Source organism: Pseudomonas taiwanensis (assembly GCF_013393345.1).
GTDB lineage: Bacteria > Pseudomonadota > Gammaproteobacteria > Pseudomonadales > Pseudomonadaceae > Metapseudomonas > Metapseudomonas resinovorans_C.
Genome location: NZ_QJRF01000052.1, coordinates 1 through 18,456 on the forward strand (window position 1 = coordinate 1; position 18,456 = coordinate 18,456).

The window sequence follows — 18,456 nt, forward strand, 5'->3', positions numbered from 1 at the left end:
GGCTCCCAAGCCGGTGGAACCGCCGCCCGCGCCGCCCAAGGCCGAAGCCCCGCCCGCGCCGCCGGTACCACCTGCGCCGGCGCCGGTGACGCCGCCCTCGGCTAATGCCGGCTACCTGAAGAACCCGGCGCCCGAGTACCCCGCCTTCGCCCAGCGGCGCGGCTGGGAGGGCACCGTGCTGCTGCGCGTGCATGTGCTGGCCAGCGGCTTGCCGAGCGAGGTCCAGGTGCAAACGAGCAGCGGCCGCGAGCTGCTCGACGAGGCTGCGGTGCGCGCGGTCAAGCGCTGGACCTTCGTGCCGGCGAAACAGGGCGAGGTCGCCCGCGACGGCTGGGTCAGCGTGCCCATCGATTTCAAATTGAACTGATCAGAGGAAGACTCCATGGACCTGTTAACCAATCCCTTCGCCTCCATCGAGCACCTGGTGATCTGGCTGCTCATCGGCTTCTCCGTCGTCACCTGGGGCCTGGCCCTGGTCAAGGGCATCCAGTTCGCCCGCCTGAAGCGCCGCGACCGCCAGTTCCAGAAGCGCTTCTGGAGCGCCACCAGCCTGGACAGCGCCGCCGAGCAACTGCAGCAACATGCCGGGGCCGCCGCCCACGTGGCCCACGCCGGCTTCGCCGCGATCCAGGTGCAGGGCGGCCAGCCCGGCGACCTGAGCCAGGCGATCAACCACCAGGACCGCCTGGAGCGCGCCCTGCGCCAGCAGATCCAGCGCGAACGGCGTTCCCTGGAATCGGGCCTGGCGGTGCTCGCCTCGATTGGTTCCACCTCGCCCTTCATCGGCCTGTTCGGCACCGTCTGGGGGATCATGGAAGCCTTGAAGGGTATCAGTGCGGCCGGCTCGGCCAGCCTGGAAACCGTCGCCGGCCCCATCGGCGCAGCGCTGGTCGCCACCGGCGTGGGCATCGCCGTCGCGGTGCCGGCGGTGCTGGTTTACAACTACTTCCTGCGCAGCCTGAAGCTCACTGCCGCCGACCTCGACGACTTCGCCCACGACTTCTACCTGCTGGCGCAGAAGAGCGCCTTCAAGCTGCTCGTCAATCCGGCCCCGGCGCGTGCCGCCGGGGCCGTGAAGGAGGCCTCCTGACATGGCCTTCTCCACCCAGGACAACGACGAAGTCCTTTCCGAGATCAACGTCACCCCGCTGGTGGACGTGATGCTGGTGCTGCTGGTGGTGTTCATCGTCACCGCGCCGCTCTTGACCAACGCCATCCCGATCAACCTGCCAAAGACCGAGGCCGTGGCCCCGCCGGAGCAGAAGGACCCGCTGGTGGTGAGCATCGACGGCGCCGGCAAGCTGTTCATCAACAAGGACGAAATCCAGCCCGACCTGCTGCAGACCAGCCTGGAAGCCGCCAAGGCGAAGGACCCGGAACTGCGCGTGCAACTGCAGGCCGACGACCAGGTGGACTACGGCGCCGTGGCCCGCGCCATGGCCTCTATCGAGCGGGCGGGGATCACCAAGCTCGCGGTGATTACCGCGCGCTGACAGGGTTGGCTTTTTGTAGGTTGGTCTGAGCTACGCGAAGCCCAACGAGCGAACCTGATGCCCTGCAACGTTGGGCCTCGCTGCGCTCGGACCAACCTACGGTGCTCACCTCGCGCTAATCGTTGCGCTGACAGGCTTTGGTCGCCTCTCTTCAGGCAGGGGAGAGGCGGCCTTTTTATTCGGTGCGCCACTGCTCTGCGCATTGCGGGCTGCATCGTTAACCTGATCGTAACGATCGGTCCTCGGGCTTGATTGATGCCCCACCGGTCACGCTCCTAATGTGCGTTCCACGACAGCGGAACTCGTGGAGCCACCATGACAACAAGACCCTCTCCCCCGCCGCAGTGGTCGCGTCGGCGCGCCGAAAAGCAGCGCCGTCTCGACCAGGTACGCAACCTCGCCGATGGCGTCGTGCTGCCCAGCGAACGGATCGTCGAAGCCCTTGAAGCCCTGATCGCCCCCGGCGACCGTGTGGTGCTCGAAGGCAACAACCAGAAGCAGGCGGACTTCCTCTCCCGCTCCCTGGCCAAGGCCGATCCCGGCCGCCTGCACGACCTGCACATGATCATGCCCAGCGTCAGCCGCGCCGAGCACCTCGATCTCTATGAACGCGGCATCGCCCGCAAGCTCGACTTCTCCTTCGCCGGCCCGCAAAGCCTGCGCATCGGCCAGTTGCTGGAAGACGGCCTGCTGGAAGTGGGCGCCATCCACACCTACATCGAGCTCTACTCGCGCCTGCTGGTGGACCTAATCCCCAACGTTGCCCTGGTGGCCGGCTTCATGGCCGACCGCGACGGCAACATCTACACCGGCCCCAGCACCGAAGACACGCCGGCGCTGGTGGAACCCACCGCGTTCAGCGACGGCATCGTCATCGTCCAGGTCAACGAGCTGGTGGACGATGTGCACGACCTGCCACGCGTGGACATCCCCGCGTCCTGGGTCGACTTCGTGGTGGTCGCCGACAAGCCGTTCTACATCGAGCCGCTGTTCACCCGCGACCCGCGCCACATCAAGCCGGTGCACGTGCTGATGGCGATGATGGCGATCCGTGGCATCTACGAGAAACACAAGGTCCAGTCGCTCAACCACGGCATCGGTTTCAACACGGCGGCCATCGAACTGATCCTGCCCACCTACGGCGAATCCCTCGGCCTCAAGGGCAAGATCTGCCGCAACTGGACGCTCAATCCGCACCCCACGCTGATCCCCGCCATCGAGACGGGTTGGGTGGAAAGCGTGCACTGCTTCGGCACCGAGCTGGGCATGGAGGACTACATCGCCCAGCGTCCGGACGTGTTCTTCACCGGCCGCGACGGCTCGCTGCGCTCCAACCGGATGATGTGCCAGCTCGCCGGGCAATACGCGGTGGACCTGTTCATCGGCGCCACCCTGCAGGTCGACGGTGACGGCCATTCCTCCACCGTTACCCGTGGCCGCCTGGCAGGTTTCGGCGGTGCGCCGAACATGGGTCACGACCCGCGCGGTCGTCGCCACGCAACGCCCGCGTGGCTCGATATGACCGAGCCGGTGACCATGCTCGAACGTGGCAAGAAGCTGGTGGTGCAGATGGTCGAGACCTACCAGGAAGGTGGCAAACCCACCTTCGTCGAGACCCTCGATGCAGTCGACGTGGCGAAGAAGGCCGGCATGCCGCTGGCGCCGGTGATGATCTACGGCGACGACGTCACCCACCTGCTCACCGAGGAAGGCATCGCCTACCTCTACAAGGCGCGCAGCCTCGAAGAGCGCCGCGCGATGATCGCCGCGGTCGCCGGCGTTACCGCCATCGGCCTGCGCCACGACCCGAAAGAGACCCTGCGCATGCGTCGCGAAGGGCTGATCGCATTGCCGGAAGATCTCGGCATCCGCCGTACACAAGCCACGCGGGAACTGCTGGCGGCGAAAAGCATCGCCGAACTGGTGGAGTGGTCCGGCGGCCTTTACAACCCCCCGGCCAAGTTCAGGAGTTGGTGATGAGCGCACTGATTGCACGCAATGCCGACCTGCCCCTGGCCGACTGGCTGGCGGACCTGGCGGTGGACGCCCTGATCGACGAGGCCGACCTCTCGCCCAAGCCCGCGTTGGTGGACCGTCGCGGCAGCGGCGCCCACCGCGATTTGCACCTGGGCCTGATGCACGCCTCGGCGCTGTCCCTCTGGCCTTGCTTCAAGCAGATGGCCGAAGCGGCGCTTGCGCATGGCGAAGTCGGCCAACCGCTGCGCGAAGCCCTCGGCCGTATCGGCCGTGAGGGTGAGGCGGCGATGCTCGTCACCACGGGTGGGGTGAATACCCATCGTGGCGCCATCTGGGCCCTCGGCCTGCTGGTGGCAGCGATGGCCTTGAAACCCGAGAGCCGCGATGCCCATGCCATTGCCCTGCGCGCCGCGCGCATCGCCCTGATCGACGACCGCGCGGCGCCCCACAGCGACAGCCACGGCGCCCAGGTCGCCCGTCGCTACGGTGCCCGTGGCGCGCGGGAAGAAGCCCAGCTCGGCTTCCCCGCCGTGATCGAACAGGGCCTGCCGCAGCTGGCGCGTAGCCGGGCAGCGGGTGCCGGTGAACAGAACGCCCGCCTCGATGCGCTGCTGGCGATCATGACTACTCTGGCCGACACCTGCGTGCTCTGGCGCGCCGGCCTCGAAGGCCTCGATGCCATGCAGCAGGGTGCCCGTGCGGTGCTCGATGCGGGTGGCAGTGCCAGCCTCGCTGGCCGCCGCCAACTGCGCGCACTGGATGCCCGCCTGCTGCAACTCAACGCCTCGCCGGGCGGTGCCGCCGACCTGTTGGCCGCCTGCCTGTTCCTCGATAAAGCCGGGAGCCTGTGACCATGGAAACCCTGACCTTCCAATTCCCCGCCGGGCAGCCGGCCCGTGGCCGCGCCCTGGTCGGTTGCGTCGGCTCCGGCGACCTCGAAGTGCTGCTGGAACCCGGTAGCGCCGGCACCCTGTCGATCCAGGTGGTGACCTCGGTGAACGGCAGCGGGCCGCGCTGGCAGCAACTGTTCCAGCGCCTGTTCGACGGCCAGTCGCTGCCGGCCCTGAACATCGACATCCACGACTTCGGTGCCACCCCCGGCGTGGTGCGCCTGCGCCTGGAGCAGGGCCTGGAGGAACTTGCATATGACTGATACCGCACGCCTGCTCGAAGCCCGCAGCTTCGTCGAACTCGGTGCCCGCCAGCGCGCCCGCGCGCTGCTGGATGCCGGTAGCTTCCGCGAGCTCATCGGTCCCTTCGACCGGGTCATTTCTCCCTGGCTGCCGCAGCAGGGCATCGTGCCCCAGGCCGACGACGGCGTCGTGGTCGCCAAGGGCACCATCAACGGCCAGCCCGCAGTGATCGCCGCCATCGAAGGCGCCTTCCAGGGCGGCAGCATGGGCGAGGTTGGCGGCGCCAAGATCGCCGGGGCGCTGGAGTTGGCGGCCGAAGATAACCGCCAGGGCATTCCTACCTGTGCCGTGCTGCTGCTGGAAACGGGTGGCGTACGTTTGCAGGAGGCCAACCTGGGTCTGGCCGCGATTGCGGAAATCCAGGCGGCCATCGTCGAGCTGCGCCAATACCAGCCGGTGATCGGCATGGTCGCCGGTCCGGTCGGCTGCTTCGGCGGCATGTCCATCGCAGCCGGGCTGTGCAGCCACCTGATCGTCACCCGCGAAGCACGCCTGGGCCTCAACGGCCCGCAGGTGATCGAGCAGGAAGCCGGCATCGAAGAATACGACTCCCGCGACCGACCCTTCATCTGGAGCCTCACCGGTGGCGAGCAGCGCATGGCCAGCGGACTGGTGGACGCCTACGTCGCCGATGACATCGAGGCGATCCGCGAAACCCTGCAAACGTTGCTCGCGCAACCGGAACAGGGCCTGCCGCGCAGTCGACGGCACGCCTGGTTCATCGAACGTCTGGCGCAACTCGGGGATGACTGCGAACAACTGGACGCCGCCGCCGTGCGTGCCCTCTACCAAGGAGACCGGACATGAGCCGTGGACTGAACTGGCTGCAAGGCCTTGCCAGCGGCGACACCCTGCAAGGATTCCCGGCCTCGGTGAAGGTGGTCGACGGTGAGCTGGGTAATCGCGCCGCGCGCTTCATCACCGTAGTGCCCGATTCGCAGAACCCATTCCCCCGCGCCCGCAATGGAGAGGTCGGCCTCCTTGAAGGCTGGGGCCTGGCCAAGGCGGTGGATGAGGCCATCGAAGCTGATCGCGACGGTGCCAAGCGCGTCCTCGTGGCGTTAGTGGATGTCCCCAGCCAGGCCTACGGCCGCCGCGAGGAAGCGCTGGGTATTCACCAGGCGCTGGCGGGAGCGGTGGACGCCTACGCCCGCGCCCGTCTCGCCGGCCACCCGGTGATCGGCCTGCTGGTAGGCAAGGCCATGTCCGGCGCCTTCCTCGCCCACGGCTATCAGGCCCAACGCCTGATCGCTCTGGATGACGGTGGTGTGATGGTCCACGCCATGGGCAAGGCCGCCGCCGCGCGCATCACCCTGCGCAGCGTGGAAGAGCTGGAAGTGCTGGCCGCCAAGGTGCCGCCGATGGCCTACGACCTGGAGAACTACGCCTCTCTGGGATTGCTGTGGAAGCGGGTTGCCGTGGGCGATGCGCAGCAGCCGAACGAAGACGATATAGGTCGCGTGCGTGAGTGCCTGCTGCGGGCGGTGGAAGACATTGGTTCGAGTACCGATCTTGCCGGTCGGCTGGGCGCGGAGAATCGCGCGGCGTCGTTGAAGGTGCGGGAGATGCTGCGGGCGCAGTGGTAGCAAATCGTTGGGCTTCGCATCGCTCAGCCACAACCTACGGGGTCTGCGTAGGTTGGGCAGAGCTACGCGAAGCCCAACATCCCGCCGCATAGAAACACCAAGGAGCCACGAATGAACAAGACTCCAAAACCCCACGACCTGCTCTGGGGCATGACCATCGACCAGCTGCCCGCCGACGCCCCTGTCTGGGCGCAGCAGGCTCTGGCCGCTGGCCATCCCGTGGTGGTGCGCCGTGCGCTTTGCGAACCCGGCCTTGTTGCCGTCGGCATTCGTGGCGCCACTCGCGACCAGCGCTTGGCCGCCTTCATGCCGATCCATTCCATCCAGCGTGCGCTCAGCCCCGAGCAATTGCGGTCTCGTGCCAGCGCCGATTTTCCTGCGCTTCGGGCGCTGGAAACCGTTGCGCCGATACTGGCCGCCACCGGCCTGCCCTGGGGCCCGACCGGCAGTGTTGGCTTTCAACTGGCCACCGGCGTCCCCGTGCTGCATCGGGCCAGCGACCTCGACCTGATCCTGCGCACTCCGAGTAATTTCAATCGTCAGCAAGCGCGCCTGCTGCTGGCGACATTGGACGACGCCCCCTGCCGCATCGACCTGCAATTGGAAACACCGAATGGCGCGGTGGCCTTGCGTGAGTGGGCCAGCGAGGCGCGTCGGGTGCTGTTGAAATGCGCCGAAAGGGCCCGTCTTGTGGATAACCCCTGGCTGCCCATGGAGTGCGCCGCGTGAGCAGCCTGTTCGCCTTCCCCGGCCAGGGCGCGCAACAGGTGGGCATGCTCCATCAGTTGCCACCGGAGGTCGCCGCCAGCCTGGTCGAGGCCAGCGATGTGCTGGGAGAGGACGTGCTGGCGCTGGATTCGGAAGAAGCCCTGCAATCCACCCGCGCGGTGCAACTCTGCCTGCTGGTGGCCGGTGTTTCCTGCGCACGCTTGCTGCTCCAGCGCAGCCCGGCACCGGACTACGTGGCGGGTCTTTCCATCGGCGCTTACACCGCAGCGGTGATCGCCGGTTCGCTGGACTTTGCCGATGCCCTGCGCCTGGTGGCGCTGCGTGGCGAGCTGATGCAGCGCGCCTATCCACAGGGCTTCGGCATGACCGCCATTCTCGGTCTCGATCAGGCGACCGTGGAGCGGCTGCTGGCCGAGTCTGAAGGGCCGGTCCATCTCGCCAACATCAACGCCGAGAACCAGTTGGTGATTGCCGGCAGCGAGACGGCCATGGCTGCGGTCGCCGAACGCGCCCGCGGGCTTGGCGCCGGTGCGGCGAAGCGCCTGGCGATGAGCGTGCCATCCCACTGCGCACTGCTGAATGAACCCGCCCGCGAACTGGCCGCCGCCTTTGCCGGTGTGGAATTGCACCGCCCGGCCATTCGCTACCTCAGCGGCACGACAGCGCGGCCGGTGTTCGACCCTGAGCGCCTGCGCGACGACCTCGCCTTCAACATGTGCCGCGTCATCGACTGGCACGGCACGCTGCGCACCGCCTATGAACGCGGGGTGCGCCTGCACATCGAACTACCGCCCGGTGCCGTGCTCAGCGGCCTGGCGCGGCGGGTGTTCGACCAAGGTACGGTGATCGCCTTCCAGGGCGCCCGTCTGGATACGCTGGACGCCCTGCTGCGTGAGGAGGTAAGCCGGACCCGATAACGCCGTGCGCTTCGAAGGACAAGAACAATCAACTTCGACCCCAATACGAGGGCAGCAATAATGATCGTCTACGGTGTGGCCTTGCTGGCCGTCTGCACACTTGCCGGTGTCGTCATCGGCGATTTCCTCGGCGTCCTGCTGGGCGTCAAATCCAATGTCGGCGGCGTCGGCATCGCCATGATCCTGCTGATCTGCGCGCGTCTCTACATGCATCGCCACGGCGGCATGACCAAGGAGTGCGAGTTCGGCGTGGGCTTCTGGGGCGCGATGTACATCCCCGTGGTGGTGGCCATGGCCGCGCAACAGAACGTCGTCACCGCGCTGCACGGCGGCCCGGTGGCGCTGATCGCAGCGGTAGGTTCGGTGCTGCTCTGCGGCGCGACCATCGCCCTGATCAGCCGCACCAACAAGGGTGAACCCTTGGCAAAGGAGTCTCTTGATCCCGGTGTGAATGCCGCCCCGGCAGGAGGTCGCTGACATGTGGGACATCATCGAAAAAGCCCTGGAACACAACGGCCTGATCACCGCCTTTGCCGTGGTCGGCGGGATCATGTGGGTGTCGGTCCTGCTGTCGAAGTACCTCACGTTCGGCCGTGTCCACGGCTCGGCGATCGCCATCGTCATTGGCCTGGTACTGGCCTGGGTGGGCGGCACCATTACCGGCGGGCAGAAGGGTCTGGCCGACCTCGCCCTGTTCTCCGGCATCGGCCTGATGGGTGGCGCCATGCTGCGTGACTTCGCTATCGTCGCCACGGCCTTCGAGGTACAGGCCACCGAAGCGCGCAAGGCCGGGATGATCGGTGCCGTATCGCTGCTGCTGGGTACGGTGCTGCCTTTCATCGTCGGAGCATCGGTGGCGTGGATGTTCGGCTACCGCGATGCGGTGAGCATGACCACCATCGGCGCCGGCGCGGTGACCTACATCGTCGGTCCGGTGACCGGTGCGGCCATCGGCGCCAGCTCGGAAGTGATGGCGCTATCCATCGCGACCGGCCTGATCAAGGCGATCATCGTGATGGTCTTCACCCCGGTCTCGGCGCGCTTGCTCGGCCTGGACAACCCGCGCTCGGCGATGGTCTTCGGCGGTCTCGCCGGCACCGTTTCCGGAGTGACCGCAGGGCTTGCCGCGACCGACCGGCGCCTGGTGCCCTACGGTGCGCTGACTGCGACATTCCACACCGGCCTGGGTTGCCTGATGGGGCCGTCGATCCTCTACTTCTGCGTGCGCGGCCTGGTGGGCTGAATCCCGCCTGCCGTACTTCTCGCCCCGGCCATGTGCCGGGGCGTTTTATTGCGTGGGAGATCAGCCGGCTCCGATAACCACCCTGTACTTCGATGGACAATAAGGCTATGTACCGCAAGAGCCTGGGCGCACCCGGTCGGCGACGGGGCAGTACTAATAGAACGTCAATTCTATTTCGTTCCTGTACACCGCGAAGGTCGTCACCATGCAGGCCTGGCCGTTTAGCCTAGTGGTGCCGTTTGAGAGTTTTCCGGTCACGTCCCCGAGTGCTTCCCTCAGCCATTTGCGATGAGCCCCGATGGCGGCGCCAGCAGCCAGGCCCGACAAAAGACCCAGCATCTCACCATTGCATGCCTTATTGCTTTCGATTGCTTGTTGCACCACATAGCATTAGCGTTCTCCCAGCTCAGGACCGGAGTCATGTGTGGGCGCGGCGTTGATGTTCATTTCTTCGTAGAGGAAGCGGTCCAGCTCTTCGAGGATCTCGCCGCTCGTGGTGTCGACCAGGTGCTCGCCAACATGGGCAACGTTGGTGCTGGACGCGGGGGGCATTTCGATTTCGGTGCCCTCGCCCTCGCCCTCTTCCGCAGCTGCAGCGGTCGCCGCATTCGCTTTCTTAGGTTTTGCCTCTGGGCCTGCAGGGCGAGCTGCGCTAGAGGTGGACGAAGGAGTAGCGGTATCTGGTGCGGCGGATGCCTCGGGTGCCTGTTCGGCCAGGCCAACCGAAGCCAGTACATTCAGGACCTCGGGGGCGGCCTCGCGGGCGGTCAATGTTTCTTCGACGAGGGGATCTAGCGCTTCCACAATGGAGCGCCCAACGAAAGGTTCCGCGACGCTCCTGTACTTCTTGTGCTTCATTTCAAGGCGGGTGATCGGGTATCCGCCCGGCATGGTGATGTAGCAATTGAGGTCGGGCAGGTTCTGGATGTCGGAATAGCTAACGATTCGTTCGTTTTCCTGCTTCTTGTTGAAGGTCACGCCATCGCGCACCGACTCCAAGCCGTAGCTGTACTGGTCGGAGAATCGCATCAGGCGAGTTTCGCCCAGTTCCTTGGAGACGAACTCCGCCATCTCGGCAGACGGTGGGCGGAAGAAAAAGCGAGTGTTAAGCAGGTCGACCATCGCGGCGGCCGACTTCGGCCCCCATATCTCCTGCAGCTGCGCATTGCTCTGGAATCCCAGCAGGAAGCAGCCGCCGAGTTTCCGAGCCTCCGCCAGGATCTCTGGCAGGCCGGGCAGCTTGTGCAGACTGGGTAGCTCATCGAACAGGAACCAGATGCGCCGGTACCGGTTCTCTGGCATGGACAGCAGCATGGCAGCAGCTACGTACAGCCACATCGAGATGACCGGCTTGAGCGAGGCGTGCAGCGCGCCGTTGCTGGTGACGAACAACCAGCCGTTATTGCTGGGGGATACGTTGTGCATCCACTCGCGGATGGAAAGTGGCGGCCTATCCTCGGTGTCGAGCCCTTGCAGGTAGCGCATCGACTTGACGTAGTTGGTCAGTACCGAGCGTATCGAGATAGCGGTTTTCTCGATTTTCTCCTCGACCAGGGCCGCCGCCTCGGTCCCTTTAAGGAATTGGCGCAGGGCCGGCAGATCGATCGCCAAGAGGGTGCGCAATAGCTTGTTGACGCTACGTTCGGGGTCCTTTCGCATCTGATAGGCAACCGCGGCGAAGATGGTTCGTGCGGACCCCTGCCAGAATGGGTCGTCATTCGCTCCCATCGGAATCAGTGTGTTGGCGACGTTATCGAAGTCAGCCAACGTCCTGCACTCATCCCACAGATCCCAGTTTGCGCAGCGTACGTCGACTGGGTTCAGCACGCGGTCGCGCGATGGGTCATAGAACTTCTCGATGAAGGTCTGGCCCTTGTCGTAAATGATCACGCGCTCCCCTCGCGCGCGGATCTGCACCAGAAACTGGTTGAGGGCTGTGGTTTTTCCAGTACCCACGGTGCCGTGAAATGCTGCGTTCTGGACCTCGAAGTTTTTCTTCATCGGTAGGCCACTGATGACGATATCCGAGGCATCGTCCTTGGCCTTCATCATCTTGGTCACTTGCTTCGGAGTGACCAGGGTTCGGCCGCCCAGGAACTCATCTTGGCTCTGTTCCCGCCCACGGTTGCCGAGCCACCAGAAGGCATAGGCGCCTAGGGCAACGACAAGCGCCCCACCGATCACGAGACCGATAACTGTCTCCTGCCGCAGACTCAGCCCGGCAGCAATGAAATATGGATCGTTCAGAAGCCGCTGGGCGGGTGAACTTAGTCGTGGTGGCGGCGCCTTGGACGTCTTCATAGGTGAATTCGTATATCGCCTTGCCGGGTCGCAATGCCTCAAACGAGTGTCGCGATTCGACCCACCAATACAGAGCACCGTGCTTGATCGCCTGCCATTCGCAGCGAACTACAACCCATCCGAACGTGAAAACTCCCCACACAATGAGTAGGTAGTAAGCCAGCATGTTGTTCATCTGAACAAACATGCGAACCATATAGGCCGTAACCTGCCCGCCTTGCGTGAAGTTCTTCGATGTTATTGATTTACGTTTGTAGTCCATATTGATGATTCCAATGTTCAGGCAAAGCAACGCCAAACGGACGAATTTGTCTGATAGCGAATTGGTGCGTGGATTATGGAGCTGTTAAAGTTTGTTATATTTCTGCGGTGGAACGGTGCTGCTGATTTTTAGTGATATTATTGAGAGTTACCAGAACTCAAGAATTTCAGGGTATTCAGGGCAGGATGAGTATTTTTTGTAGTAGGCAATATGCCTATCGGCAATGACTTTTTTGAAAAAATCCTGTTGATAATGAAGGAGGCTAGTATTTGATGTGGTGTAATTTATTGTTTTAGTTTCATGCCCGCTGAGTCTGTTAATTATGCTGGGCGCCTCCCAAGAGTATTCTTTGAGTATAAAGCTTATGAATGCATTTGAAATGTATTCTTTGGGGTATGCGACTTCTGGGCAATGATAAAGCTTGATTAATTCATTGGCTTGTTTATTTTCTTGTTTCAGTCTGTCTCGGATTTCTTCGGCTTCTTTTGCAGATTTTTTTATCTCAATAAGCGATTGATCTAGAGGGGAAATGAAGCCTTCCTTTTTAGAATATTCGAGCCATTTAGGGTCTAGCATGTTATTTGATGGCTCTACTATATGTCCAGGTTTTGCATAAAATGCTGGAAGGTTGTTGACGGAACACCAGTAATTTATTTTAACTCCATTGATTTTTTTACAATGACTCCAAATTAAATCTGTAGATTGGGAATATTTATCTTTTGAGCACAGTTCCTGAGCGGACCCCCGAAATGTGCTGTATGAGAGGGCTACTCCGTCAGTCGACGCGCTCCCAGGGTTTATCGTATGGCATTCGGATCTATAGAAATTGTCTGCAATGCTGGCAATCGAGTTTTTTGGTGGAGGAGTTGAGCAGGCGATAAGCAGGCTTGCACAAAGTAGTATTAAGATATTGCTTTTCATGTCGAAACCTTTAGGGGATTTGCCCCTTCTGCTTTTAATTTTAAGAACGGTTTGGCTCCAGGCGCACTGCGTCCCCGTAAGCAATGACATAACATGCTCCGAATCCCGATCCATTTTGCTGGTAGCTCCCAGTAATAAATCGAAAATTCACTAGCTCCGGGTTGAACTTTTTAAGCCAGCGTGATGCTAGCCCTTCGCTAGCCATGAACAGCAGGAAGTTCCCGGGGAGCATGAGGGCGGCTATGGGGAGAAATACAGAAAGCCATTTTTCGTCACGAATAGAAGGGAATTTTGCTAGAGAGTTTACTAAGAAATAAAACCCCACGATGAGTATCGTGATAAGTAATGAAAATCCACTAGCCTGGTTAACTCTTCTCTTTGCATCGAAAATCTGCTTTTCCTTGGCGCTGAGGCGTGCTTTTCGGAAAAAATAAAAATAGATTGCTAATATTATGCATAGATAAAACAGGGTAATTATACCGGTTGGATTTATCATTTATGCTCCCCTTTGTCATTTTTATTATTCTCGGCACTGAGTAACTGGGCTTTGTCTTTTATATCGTTGATATTATTAAATATTACGTGGTTATCGTCGATGTTCTCTTGGGTTTCTCTAACTTCAGTCCGTGTGCCAGCCGTATTCTTATCGTGTGTTGCCTTTTGTGCGGTGTAGTTGCTCTGCAACTGAGCGCGTTGCCGTTCCATCTCTTCCTGTCTGCTGTCGTGATCAAAGAGGATGCCGGTCATTGTGGAGCCATCTCTCTTGATTTCCTCCGCATCGGCTAAGCCCTGGGCCATCTCACGTCCGCGCTCGAAGTGCTCGGTTGGACTTGCGGCCTCGGGCTGGCCGGACAGCTCCGGCAGGTCCGCCCACCTTGGCGGTATTCGCCTGGTTGAAGGCCGCCAGCTCCTTCTCGATTCGTAGCCCGATGAACTTCTCAGCCAACTGCTCGCGCTCTTGGCGGGCACCGGCGCTTTCGGTATCCGTCAGAAGCTCGGTAGCTCGCTCTGGCGCTTTGTCCTGCACATAGCGGACGAATTCCTGATTCACGTTGCTGTGCTGGTTGACGTTCATCGATGCGCTGGAGCGGGCCAGCTCTTCCAGGCCATGCGTGCGGGATTCATTCGCGCGGAACTCATCGAACTTGTTATGTGCCTCGGCGAGCGAGGTGCTGGCCTGCAGCAGGCTGGCGTTTTCGGAGCTGCCTAGATTGTTGGTATGGCTAAGCCGGGTGGATTTAACGATTTCTTGGTTTTCGCGGAAATCCCGGACGGCACTGGTGGCCTCTTCGAGGTTCTTGCGCTCTTCGGCGGTGAGACTTTGGGTCTTCTCGTCGGTCGAGCGATACCCAGCATCGCCGCCGGCAGAAGCTGACACGTAACCCTTTGCCTTAAACAACAGTCCCAAGGGCACTTCTCTGGTAGAGACTTGCCCGCCGATCCTCGCACTGGCACTTGCCCCCCAGTGAGAGCTTTGCAGCTCCCTGAACGCATCCTGGGTTGAAAGGCCGGTTGCCTTGGCGAAGCGCTCAGCCGCACTCACCATTTTGGCTTGGGCCATCAAGTGGCTGCTGGACTCGGAATTCTCACCGGCAATTGAGCGGATCCGCAGTCATCTCATTGAACATATGTGTGCGGCTTGAAAAAATATCGGCATATCGCCCCCATAGCGACTTCATGATTAGATAAAGAGCATCCTGCTCGGCAGTTTCGAGATACATTTCATTTTTCCGGAGGTAACTTGTTCAGATATAGGTTGTCCAGTATCAGATCTTGAAGTTGTTTTTCACTGATGCCGTAAGCCGAAATGAAGTTGAGTTCGTGGGGATAGTCGTCAGCTGTCAGATAGGCAATTGTTCGTCGCCTTTTGTCGTCTATTGCTAGGTATGCATGGCCCCCGGTTATTTTTATGATTTTCGTGCGGCGCCCTCTTACAAAGTTTTCCCAGACATTGTGGATATCGTCGATGGCCGTATTGCTCAATCCGAGATCGGGCGTCGGTTCCTCAAGCCTTAGTACGAGTCGTGGGAACTTGCGCATATCTATCTCGTAACCGAGTTGGGATTGGTGAAAGACAGATATGGAGATTGTCCGCTGCGAATCCCTGTTCTTCCTATCAATGGCCAGTGCTAGACCACGGTTTTCGGAACCTATTATCGATACACCCCGTAGTGCGTCGGTAGGTAGCATTATTGAATAGGGGCCTATCAATAGGTCGGCATATTCAGCTTTATTAGACCCCGTCGAGCTTATTTTGCATCCACTTATTAAAAGGAAAAGCGCCAGGATAACTGTTTGGCGTATTGGTTTCATGTATTTATTCGAATGGCTGGTGCGAAGTTAAGTTTAACTATTCGGTGCAAGGGTAAGTTGAAAGAACGTTCAGACTAATTGCCAGGGAAAGTTCGAGGGGTTCTGCGGGATCAACCGAAAAGAGCTCGCGGAAAATTCCCACGATTGCCGCTCGGGAGCCAGGGCTAGGGTAACGAGGTGGGCGCGCCTGTAGCCCGCAGCATCCCGCTCAGCCTTCGTTGCGCAGGCTGTACATCCGGCACTCGGCGACCAGTGCCAGCAGGTTCGGATCACGCTCGCGGGCCTTCAGGAATACGACGCCTATGTGCTGTTGCACGCGATAGCGTTCGCGCAGGCGGATCAGCTTCACGCGGTTCTCGTAGACCGCCGCGATGCGCCCCGGCAGCAGCGCGTAGCCGACGCCCGAGCTGACCATGCTGAGCAGGGTGAAGATGTCGTTCACCTGCATCGCTACCTTGGGCTCGAAGCCGGCCTGCTGGAACACCCGCGCGCCGTCGCGGTGGGTGGCGAAGCCCTGGGTCAGGGTGATGAAGGTGGAGTCGGCGAGGTCAGCAAGGTCGACTTCTTCCTGGTCGGCGAAGGGCGAATCGGTGGGAACGGCGAGGAAGATGTCGTCGGAGAACAGCGGCAGACGTTCGCAATCCGGATCGCTCACGCTCTCATCCAGGGACACGAGGATGGCGTCCAACTCCAGGTTCTTCAGGCGATAGAGCAGGTCGACGTTGGAGCCCAGGGTCAGGTCGATGTTCAGCTCGCTGCGCCGCAGTTTCAGGCCCATCACCAGTTGCGGCACCGTCTTCACCGTCAGTGAATAGAGCGCGCCCAGCTTGAAGCGCTCGGCGGAAAAACCGGCCGCCTCGCGGGTCAGGCGCACCATGTCGACGGCGTCCTGGATCAGCTTCTGCGCTTTCTCTTCCAGCACAAAGGCACTTTCCAGCGGCGTCAGGTTGCGGCCTTCATGCTTGAACAACGGGCAGCGCAGGGCGCTTTCCAGGGAATGGATGGCGCGGTGCACGCTGACGTTGCTGGTGTTCAATTCGGCCGCTGCGCGGGACAGGTTCCCGCTGCGCATGAAGGCGAGGAAGGTCTCCAGCTTCTTCAGGGTCAGTTCTTCGTCGATCTGCATGGGCGCTCGGATGCCTTCCGTAGGATGGGTGGAGCTTGCGATACCCATCAACCCGCCGATGGGTATCGCTCCGCTCCACCCATCCTACAGGGCAGCCTTCTCGGCGCGGAGGCGACCTTTAGTGAATAAGCTAATAATGCATAAGCAAATAAATTCTTATTCCTTAGCAGATATATGAAGAGCACCTAGACTGCCCAACATCGAAATTCAGCAAGGAGGGCTCGCCATGCGCAGCCAGGCCATTCGCTACCTGATCCTGCCGGGATGGCAGGGCTCCCCCGACGAGCATTGGCAAAGCCATTGGCAACGCAGCCTGCCCAATGCCAGCCGGGTCGAGCAGGCCGACTGGAGCAACCCGGACCGCGCGTCCTGGGTGGAGGCGCTGGAGCGCGCCATCGATGCCGAACGCACTCCGGTGATTCTCATCGCCCACAGCCTGGGCTGCGTGACCGTCGCCCACTGGGCGGCACAGTCCGACCCGGATGTGCTGCGCCGCGTGCGTGGCGCGCTGCTGGTCGCCCCGGCGGACGTGCAGCGCCCCGGTTGCCCGGAGCCGCTCAAGGGCTTCGCGCCCATTCCGAAGGATCTGCTGCCGTTCCCGACGCTGTTGGTGGGGTCGGACAACGACCACGCCGCCAGTCCCCAGCGGGCGTTGGAAATGGCCCGCACCTGGGGCGCCGAAGCGGCGATCCTCACCGGTGCCGGGCATATCAACGTGAAGTCCGGTCACAGCACCTGGGAGCAGGGCTTCGCCCACCTGTATCGCTTGCAGGCACGGGTCGAACAGCTTGCTCGCCGCCGCGCCTGAGAACCTGTCCAGGATCGGCTGCGCGTTGGAATAACTGTGTTGAAAACGGCTTCTGGCTTGCTCATTACAGCTCCGCCGCGCCTGATCTGATTCACCACCTATTCAGCAATACGCCAGGGTCCGCTGCTTTGCAGCCAGGGCCCGGCGGGAGATTTCGTCATGAGCAAGGAAACCCCCGGCCAGCCACTGCTGACCTTCGCCGACGCCGACCGCAGCCCCCTGAGTATCCGGGCCCGTGCCCTGGTATTCGTCGATGCGCGCTCGCGCCAGTTGCGCGAAGAGGTCGACCAGCTGGCGCCCAGTGCGCTGCCGGTGCTGATCCAGGGCGAAACCGGTACCGGCAAGGAGTTGTTGGCCCGGCAGATCCACCGTTCCAGCGACCGCCCCGGCCTGTTCGTGGCGGTGAGTTGCAGCGCGATCAGCAAGGCTTATGCCGAGGCCGAACTGTTCGGCCACGCCCCTGGCGCCTACAGCGGTTCGGCCAGCAGCCGCGCCGGCTGGTTCGGTTCGGCCAACGGCGGGACGCTCTACCTTGATGAGATCGGCGACCTGCCGTTGCCCTTGCAGGCCAAGTTGCTGTCCGCCCTGGAGAGCCGCGAGGTGATCCGCGTCGGCGCCCATCAGCCGACCCCGGTGGACGTGCGCCTGGTGGCGGCCACCAGCATCGACCTGGCCAAGGCGGTGAACGCCGGCAAGTTCAACGCACGGCTGTATCAGTATCTCGATGAAGGCCGAGTGGAGCTGCCGCCGCTGCGCGAACGTCCGGACGACATTCTGCCGCTGGCCGAGTACTTCCTCGGCATCTACGCCCAGCGGCTGGATTTGCCGCTGCCGCTGATCAGCGCATCCGCCCAGGCTGCGCTTGAGGCCTACCCCTGGCCGGGCAATACACGAGAACTGGAGAACAGTGTGCACTTCGCGCTGCTGGTCAGCGCGGGCGACGAGATTTTGCCCGAGCACCTCAACCTGCCGCCGTTGCCGGGCTATGCGCAGCTCGCGGTGCAACTGCGCCGGCTGGCGGCAAACGATGCCGAGCGCGATCACCTGCGGCAGCTGCTGACCGAAGTGCTGGCAGGTTAGTGAGGTTTCACGGTAGCCACCGCTGGTGGATGTGAAAAGCGACATCCACCCTACACATGGATCGAGCCCTGCGTAGGGTGGACCACGCTTCACCGGTCCATCATGCGGAATCTCGGAGGGCGCTATTCGTGCAGGTAGTAGAGCTTGTTGATGATGGTCCAGCGGCCGCCGATCTTCAGCAGTGACAGGTAGTCCGTGAAGCGCATGTCGGCGTAGTCATCGACCACCTTGGCCGAGGCGCTGTCGCCGGTGATGTCCAGCGACTGGACTTCCCAGACGGGCGTTTCGCCTTCTGCCAGCACCGGCCCGGCATCGCCCAGGGCACCTGCGAAATCATCCACCGAGAGCCATTCGAGGTCGCCATGATAGTGGCCGATGATGCGGCAGTCCGGGTGAAAGGCGCTGCGCAGGCGGTCCAGATCCGCGAAGACCATGCCCTCGACGTAGTTACGCAGGACCTGGTGAATGCTGTCCCGATCGGTTTGCTGGGTGGTCATTTCACGCGCT

At 61.8% G+C, this 18,456-nt stretch carries 22 protein-coding genes; 14 read left to right on the forward strand and 8 right to left on the reverse strand.

Features of this window, described 5'->3' with window-relative positions; all coding sequences use genetic code 11:
• The 12 genes from DM872_RS11435 to madM form a co-directional block, all read left to right on the forward strand.
• A partial coding sequence (locus tag DM872_RS11435) for an energy transducer TonB (RefSeq protein ID WP_179059559.1) occupies positions 1 to 367 on the forward strand: 367 nt, incomplete at its 5' end.
• 15 nt (positions 368 to 382) lie between these two features.
• The gene (locus tag DM872_RS11440) at positions 383 to 1,090 is read left to right on the forward strand and encodes a MotA/TolQ/ExbB proton channel family protein (RefSeq protein WP_179059515.1); all 708 of its coding nucleotides are present in this window, start codon (positions 383 to 385) and stop codon (positions 1,088 to 1,090) included.
• 1 nt (position 1,091) lies between these two features.
• Positions 1,092 to 1,493 (forward strand): ExbD/TolR family protein, encoded by a 402-nt coding sequence (locus tag DM872_RS11445; RefSeq protein WP_077521618.1) that lies wholly within the window; start codon positions 1,092 to 1,094, stop codon positions 1,491 to 1,493.
• 315 nt (positions 1,494 to 1,808) lie between these two features.
• Positions 1,809 to 3,470 carry a malonate decarboxylase subunit alpha gene (mdcA, locus tag DM872_RS11450; protein ID WP_179059606.1) on the forward strand — a complete coding sequence of 554 codons (1,662 nt, stop codon included), beginning with the start codon at positions 1,809 to 1,811 and terminating at the stop codon, positions 3,468 to 3,470.
• Positions 3,470 to 4,321 carry a triphosphoribosyl-dephospho-CoA synthase gene (locus tag DM872_RS11455; RefSeq protein ID WP_179059607.1) on the forward strand — a complete coding sequence of 284 codons (852 nt, stop codon included), beginning with the start codon at positions 3,470 to 3,472 and terminating at the stop codon, positions 4,319 to 4,321. Before mdcA ends, DM872_RS11455 begins: the two co-directional genes overlap by 1 nt.
• 2 nt (positions 4,322 to 4,323) lie before the next feature.
• Positions 4,324 to 4,623 (forward strand): malonate decarboxylase subunit delta, encoded by a 300-nt coding sequence (locus DM872_RS11460; RefSeq protein ID WP_179059608.1) that lies wholly within the window; start codon positions 4,324 to 4,326, stop codon positions 4,621 to 4,623.
• Positions 4,616 to 5,470, forward strand: a complete 855-nt coding sequence (locus tag DM872_RS11465) for a biotin-independent malonate decarboxylase subunit beta (protein WP_179059609.1) — start codon at positions 4,616 to 4,618, stop codon at positions 5,468 to 5,470. Before DM872_RS11460 ends, DM872_RS11465 begins: the two co-directional genes overlap by 8 nt.
• Positions 5,467 to 6,249, forward strand: a complete 783-nt coding sequence (gene mdcE / locus DM872_RS11470; RefSeq protein WP_179059610.1) for a biotin-independent malonate decarboxylase subunit gamma — start codon at positions 5,467 to 5,469, stop codon at positions 6,247 to 6,249. Before DM872_RS11465 ends, mdcE begins: the two co-directional genes overlap by 4 nt.
• 111 nt (positions 6,250 to 6,360) lie before the next feature.
• On the forward strand, positions 6,361 to 6,978 hold the full coding sequence (locus DM872_RS11475; RefSeq protein WP_179059611.1) for a malonate decarboxylase holo-ACP synthase: 618 nt from the start codon (positions 6,361 to 6,363) through the stop codon (positions 6,976 to 6,978).
• Positions 6,975 to 7,895, forward strand: a complete 921-nt coding sequence (gene mdcH, locus DM872_RS11480; RefSeq protein ID WP_179059612.1) for a malonate decarboxylase subunit epsilon — start codon at positions 6,975 to 6,977, stop codon at positions 7,893 to 7,895. Before DM872_RS11475 ends, mdcH begins: the two co-directional genes overlap by 4 nt.
• Positions 7,896 to 7,955: 60 nt before the next feature.
• The gene (gene madL / locus DM872_RS11485) at positions 7,956 to 8,372 is read left to right on the forward strand and encodes a malonate transporter subunit MadL (RefSeq protein WP_179059613.1); all 417 of its coding nucleotides are present in this window, start codon (positions 7,956 to 7,958) and stop codon (positions 8,370 to 8,372) included.
• Position 8,373: 1 nt separating this feature from the next.
• The gene (madM, locus tag DM872_RS11490; RefSeq protein WP_179059614.1) at positions 8,374 to 9,138 is read left to right on the forward strand and encodes a malonate transporter subunit MadM; all 765 of its coding nucleotides are present in this window, start codon (positions 8,374 to 8,376) and stop codon (positions 9,136 to 9,138) included.
• Positions 9,139 to 9,528: 390 nt separating this feature from the next.
• Here the strand turns inward: madM and traD are convergent, their stop codons facing one another.
• The 7 genes from traD to DM872_RS11525 all read right to left on the reverse strand — a co-directional run bounded on the left by traD (position 9,529) and on the right by DM872_RS11525 (position 16,061).
• Entirely contained in the window at positions 9,529 to 11,439 is a 1,911-nt protein-coding gene (gene traD, locus DM872_RS11495) for a type IV conjugative transfer system coupling protein TraD (RefSeq protein ID WP_179059615.1), read from the reverse strand.
• Positions 11,440 to 11,848: 409 nt separating this feature from the next.
• Entirely contained in the window at positions 11,849 to 12,622 is a 774-nt protein-coding gene (locus DM872_RS11500; protein ID WP_179059616.1) for a hypothetical protein, read from the reverse strand.
• 40 nt (positions 12,623 to 12,662) lie between these two features.
• The gene (locus tag DM872_RS11505) at positions 12,663 to 13,118 is read right to left on the reverse strand and encodes a hypothetical protein (RefSeq protein ID WP_179059617.1); all 456 of its coding nucleotides are present in this window, start codon (positions 13,116 to 13,118) and stop codon (positions 12,663 to 12,665) included.
• A complete protein-coding gene (locus DM872_RS11510) occupies positions 13,115 to 13,420 on the reverse strand; it encodes a hypothetical protein (protein ID WP_179059618.1) in 306 nt (101 codons plus the stop codon). Before DM872_RS11510 ends, DM872_RS11505 begins: the two co-directional genes overlap by 4 nt.
• A gap of 1 nt (position 13,421) precedes the next feature.
• A complete protein-coding gene (locus tag DM872_RS11515) occupies positions 13,422 to 14,183 on the reverse strand; it encodes a hypothetical protein (RefSeq protein WP_179059619.1) in 762 nt (253 codons plus the stop codon).
• Between the two features lie 161 nt (positions 14,184 to 14,344).
• Positions 14,345 to 14,662 (reverse strand): hypothetical protein, encoded by a 318-nt coding sequence (locus DM872_RS11520; RefSeq protein WP_179059620.1) that lies wholly within the window; start codon positions 14,660 to 14,662, stop codon positions 14,345 to 14,347.
• 481 nt (positions 14,663 to 15,143) lie between these two features.
• Complete coding sequence (locus tag DM872_RS11525; protein WP_179059621.1) at positions 15,144 to 16,061, reverse strand: LysR family transcriptional regulator; 918 nt, start codon at positions 16,059 to 16,061, stop codon at positions 15,144 to 15,146.
• A 226-nt stretch (positions 16,062 to 16,287) separates the two neighbouring features.
• On the opposite strand from DM872_RS11525, the gene DM872_RS11530 reads away from it, so the two are divergent.
• Together DM872_RS11530 and DM872_RS11535 are read left to right on the forward strand one after the other, a co-directional pair.
• Positions 16,288 to 16,869 (forward strand): RBBP9/YdeN family alpha/beta hydrolase, encoded by a 582-nt coding sequence (locus tag DM872_RS11530; RefSeq protein WP_179059622.1) that lies wholly within the window; start codon positions 16,288 to 16,290, stop codon positions 16,867 to 16,869.
• A gap of 159 nt (positions 16,870 to 17,028) precedes the next feature.
• Positions 17,029 to 17,949 carry a sigma 54-interacting transcriptional regulator gene (locus DM872_RS11535; protein ID WP_179059623.1) on the forward strand — a complete coding sequence of 307 codons (921 nt, stop codon included), beginning with the start codon at positions 17,029 to 17,031 and terminating at the stop codon, positions 17,947 to 17,949.
• Between the two features lie 122 nt (positions 17,950 to 18,071).
• Here DM872_RS11535 and DM872_RS11540 read toward each other — a convergent pair whose 3' ends face one another.
• Positions 18,072 to 18,446 carry a nuclear transport factor 2 family protein gene (locus tag DM872_RS11540; RefSeq protein ID WP_179059624.1) on the reverse strand — a complete coding sequence of 125 codons (375 nt, stop codon included), beginning with the start codon at positions 18,444 to 18,446 and terminating at the stop codon, positions 18,072 to 18,074.
• Positions 18,447 to 18,456: the final 10 nt, after the last annotated feature.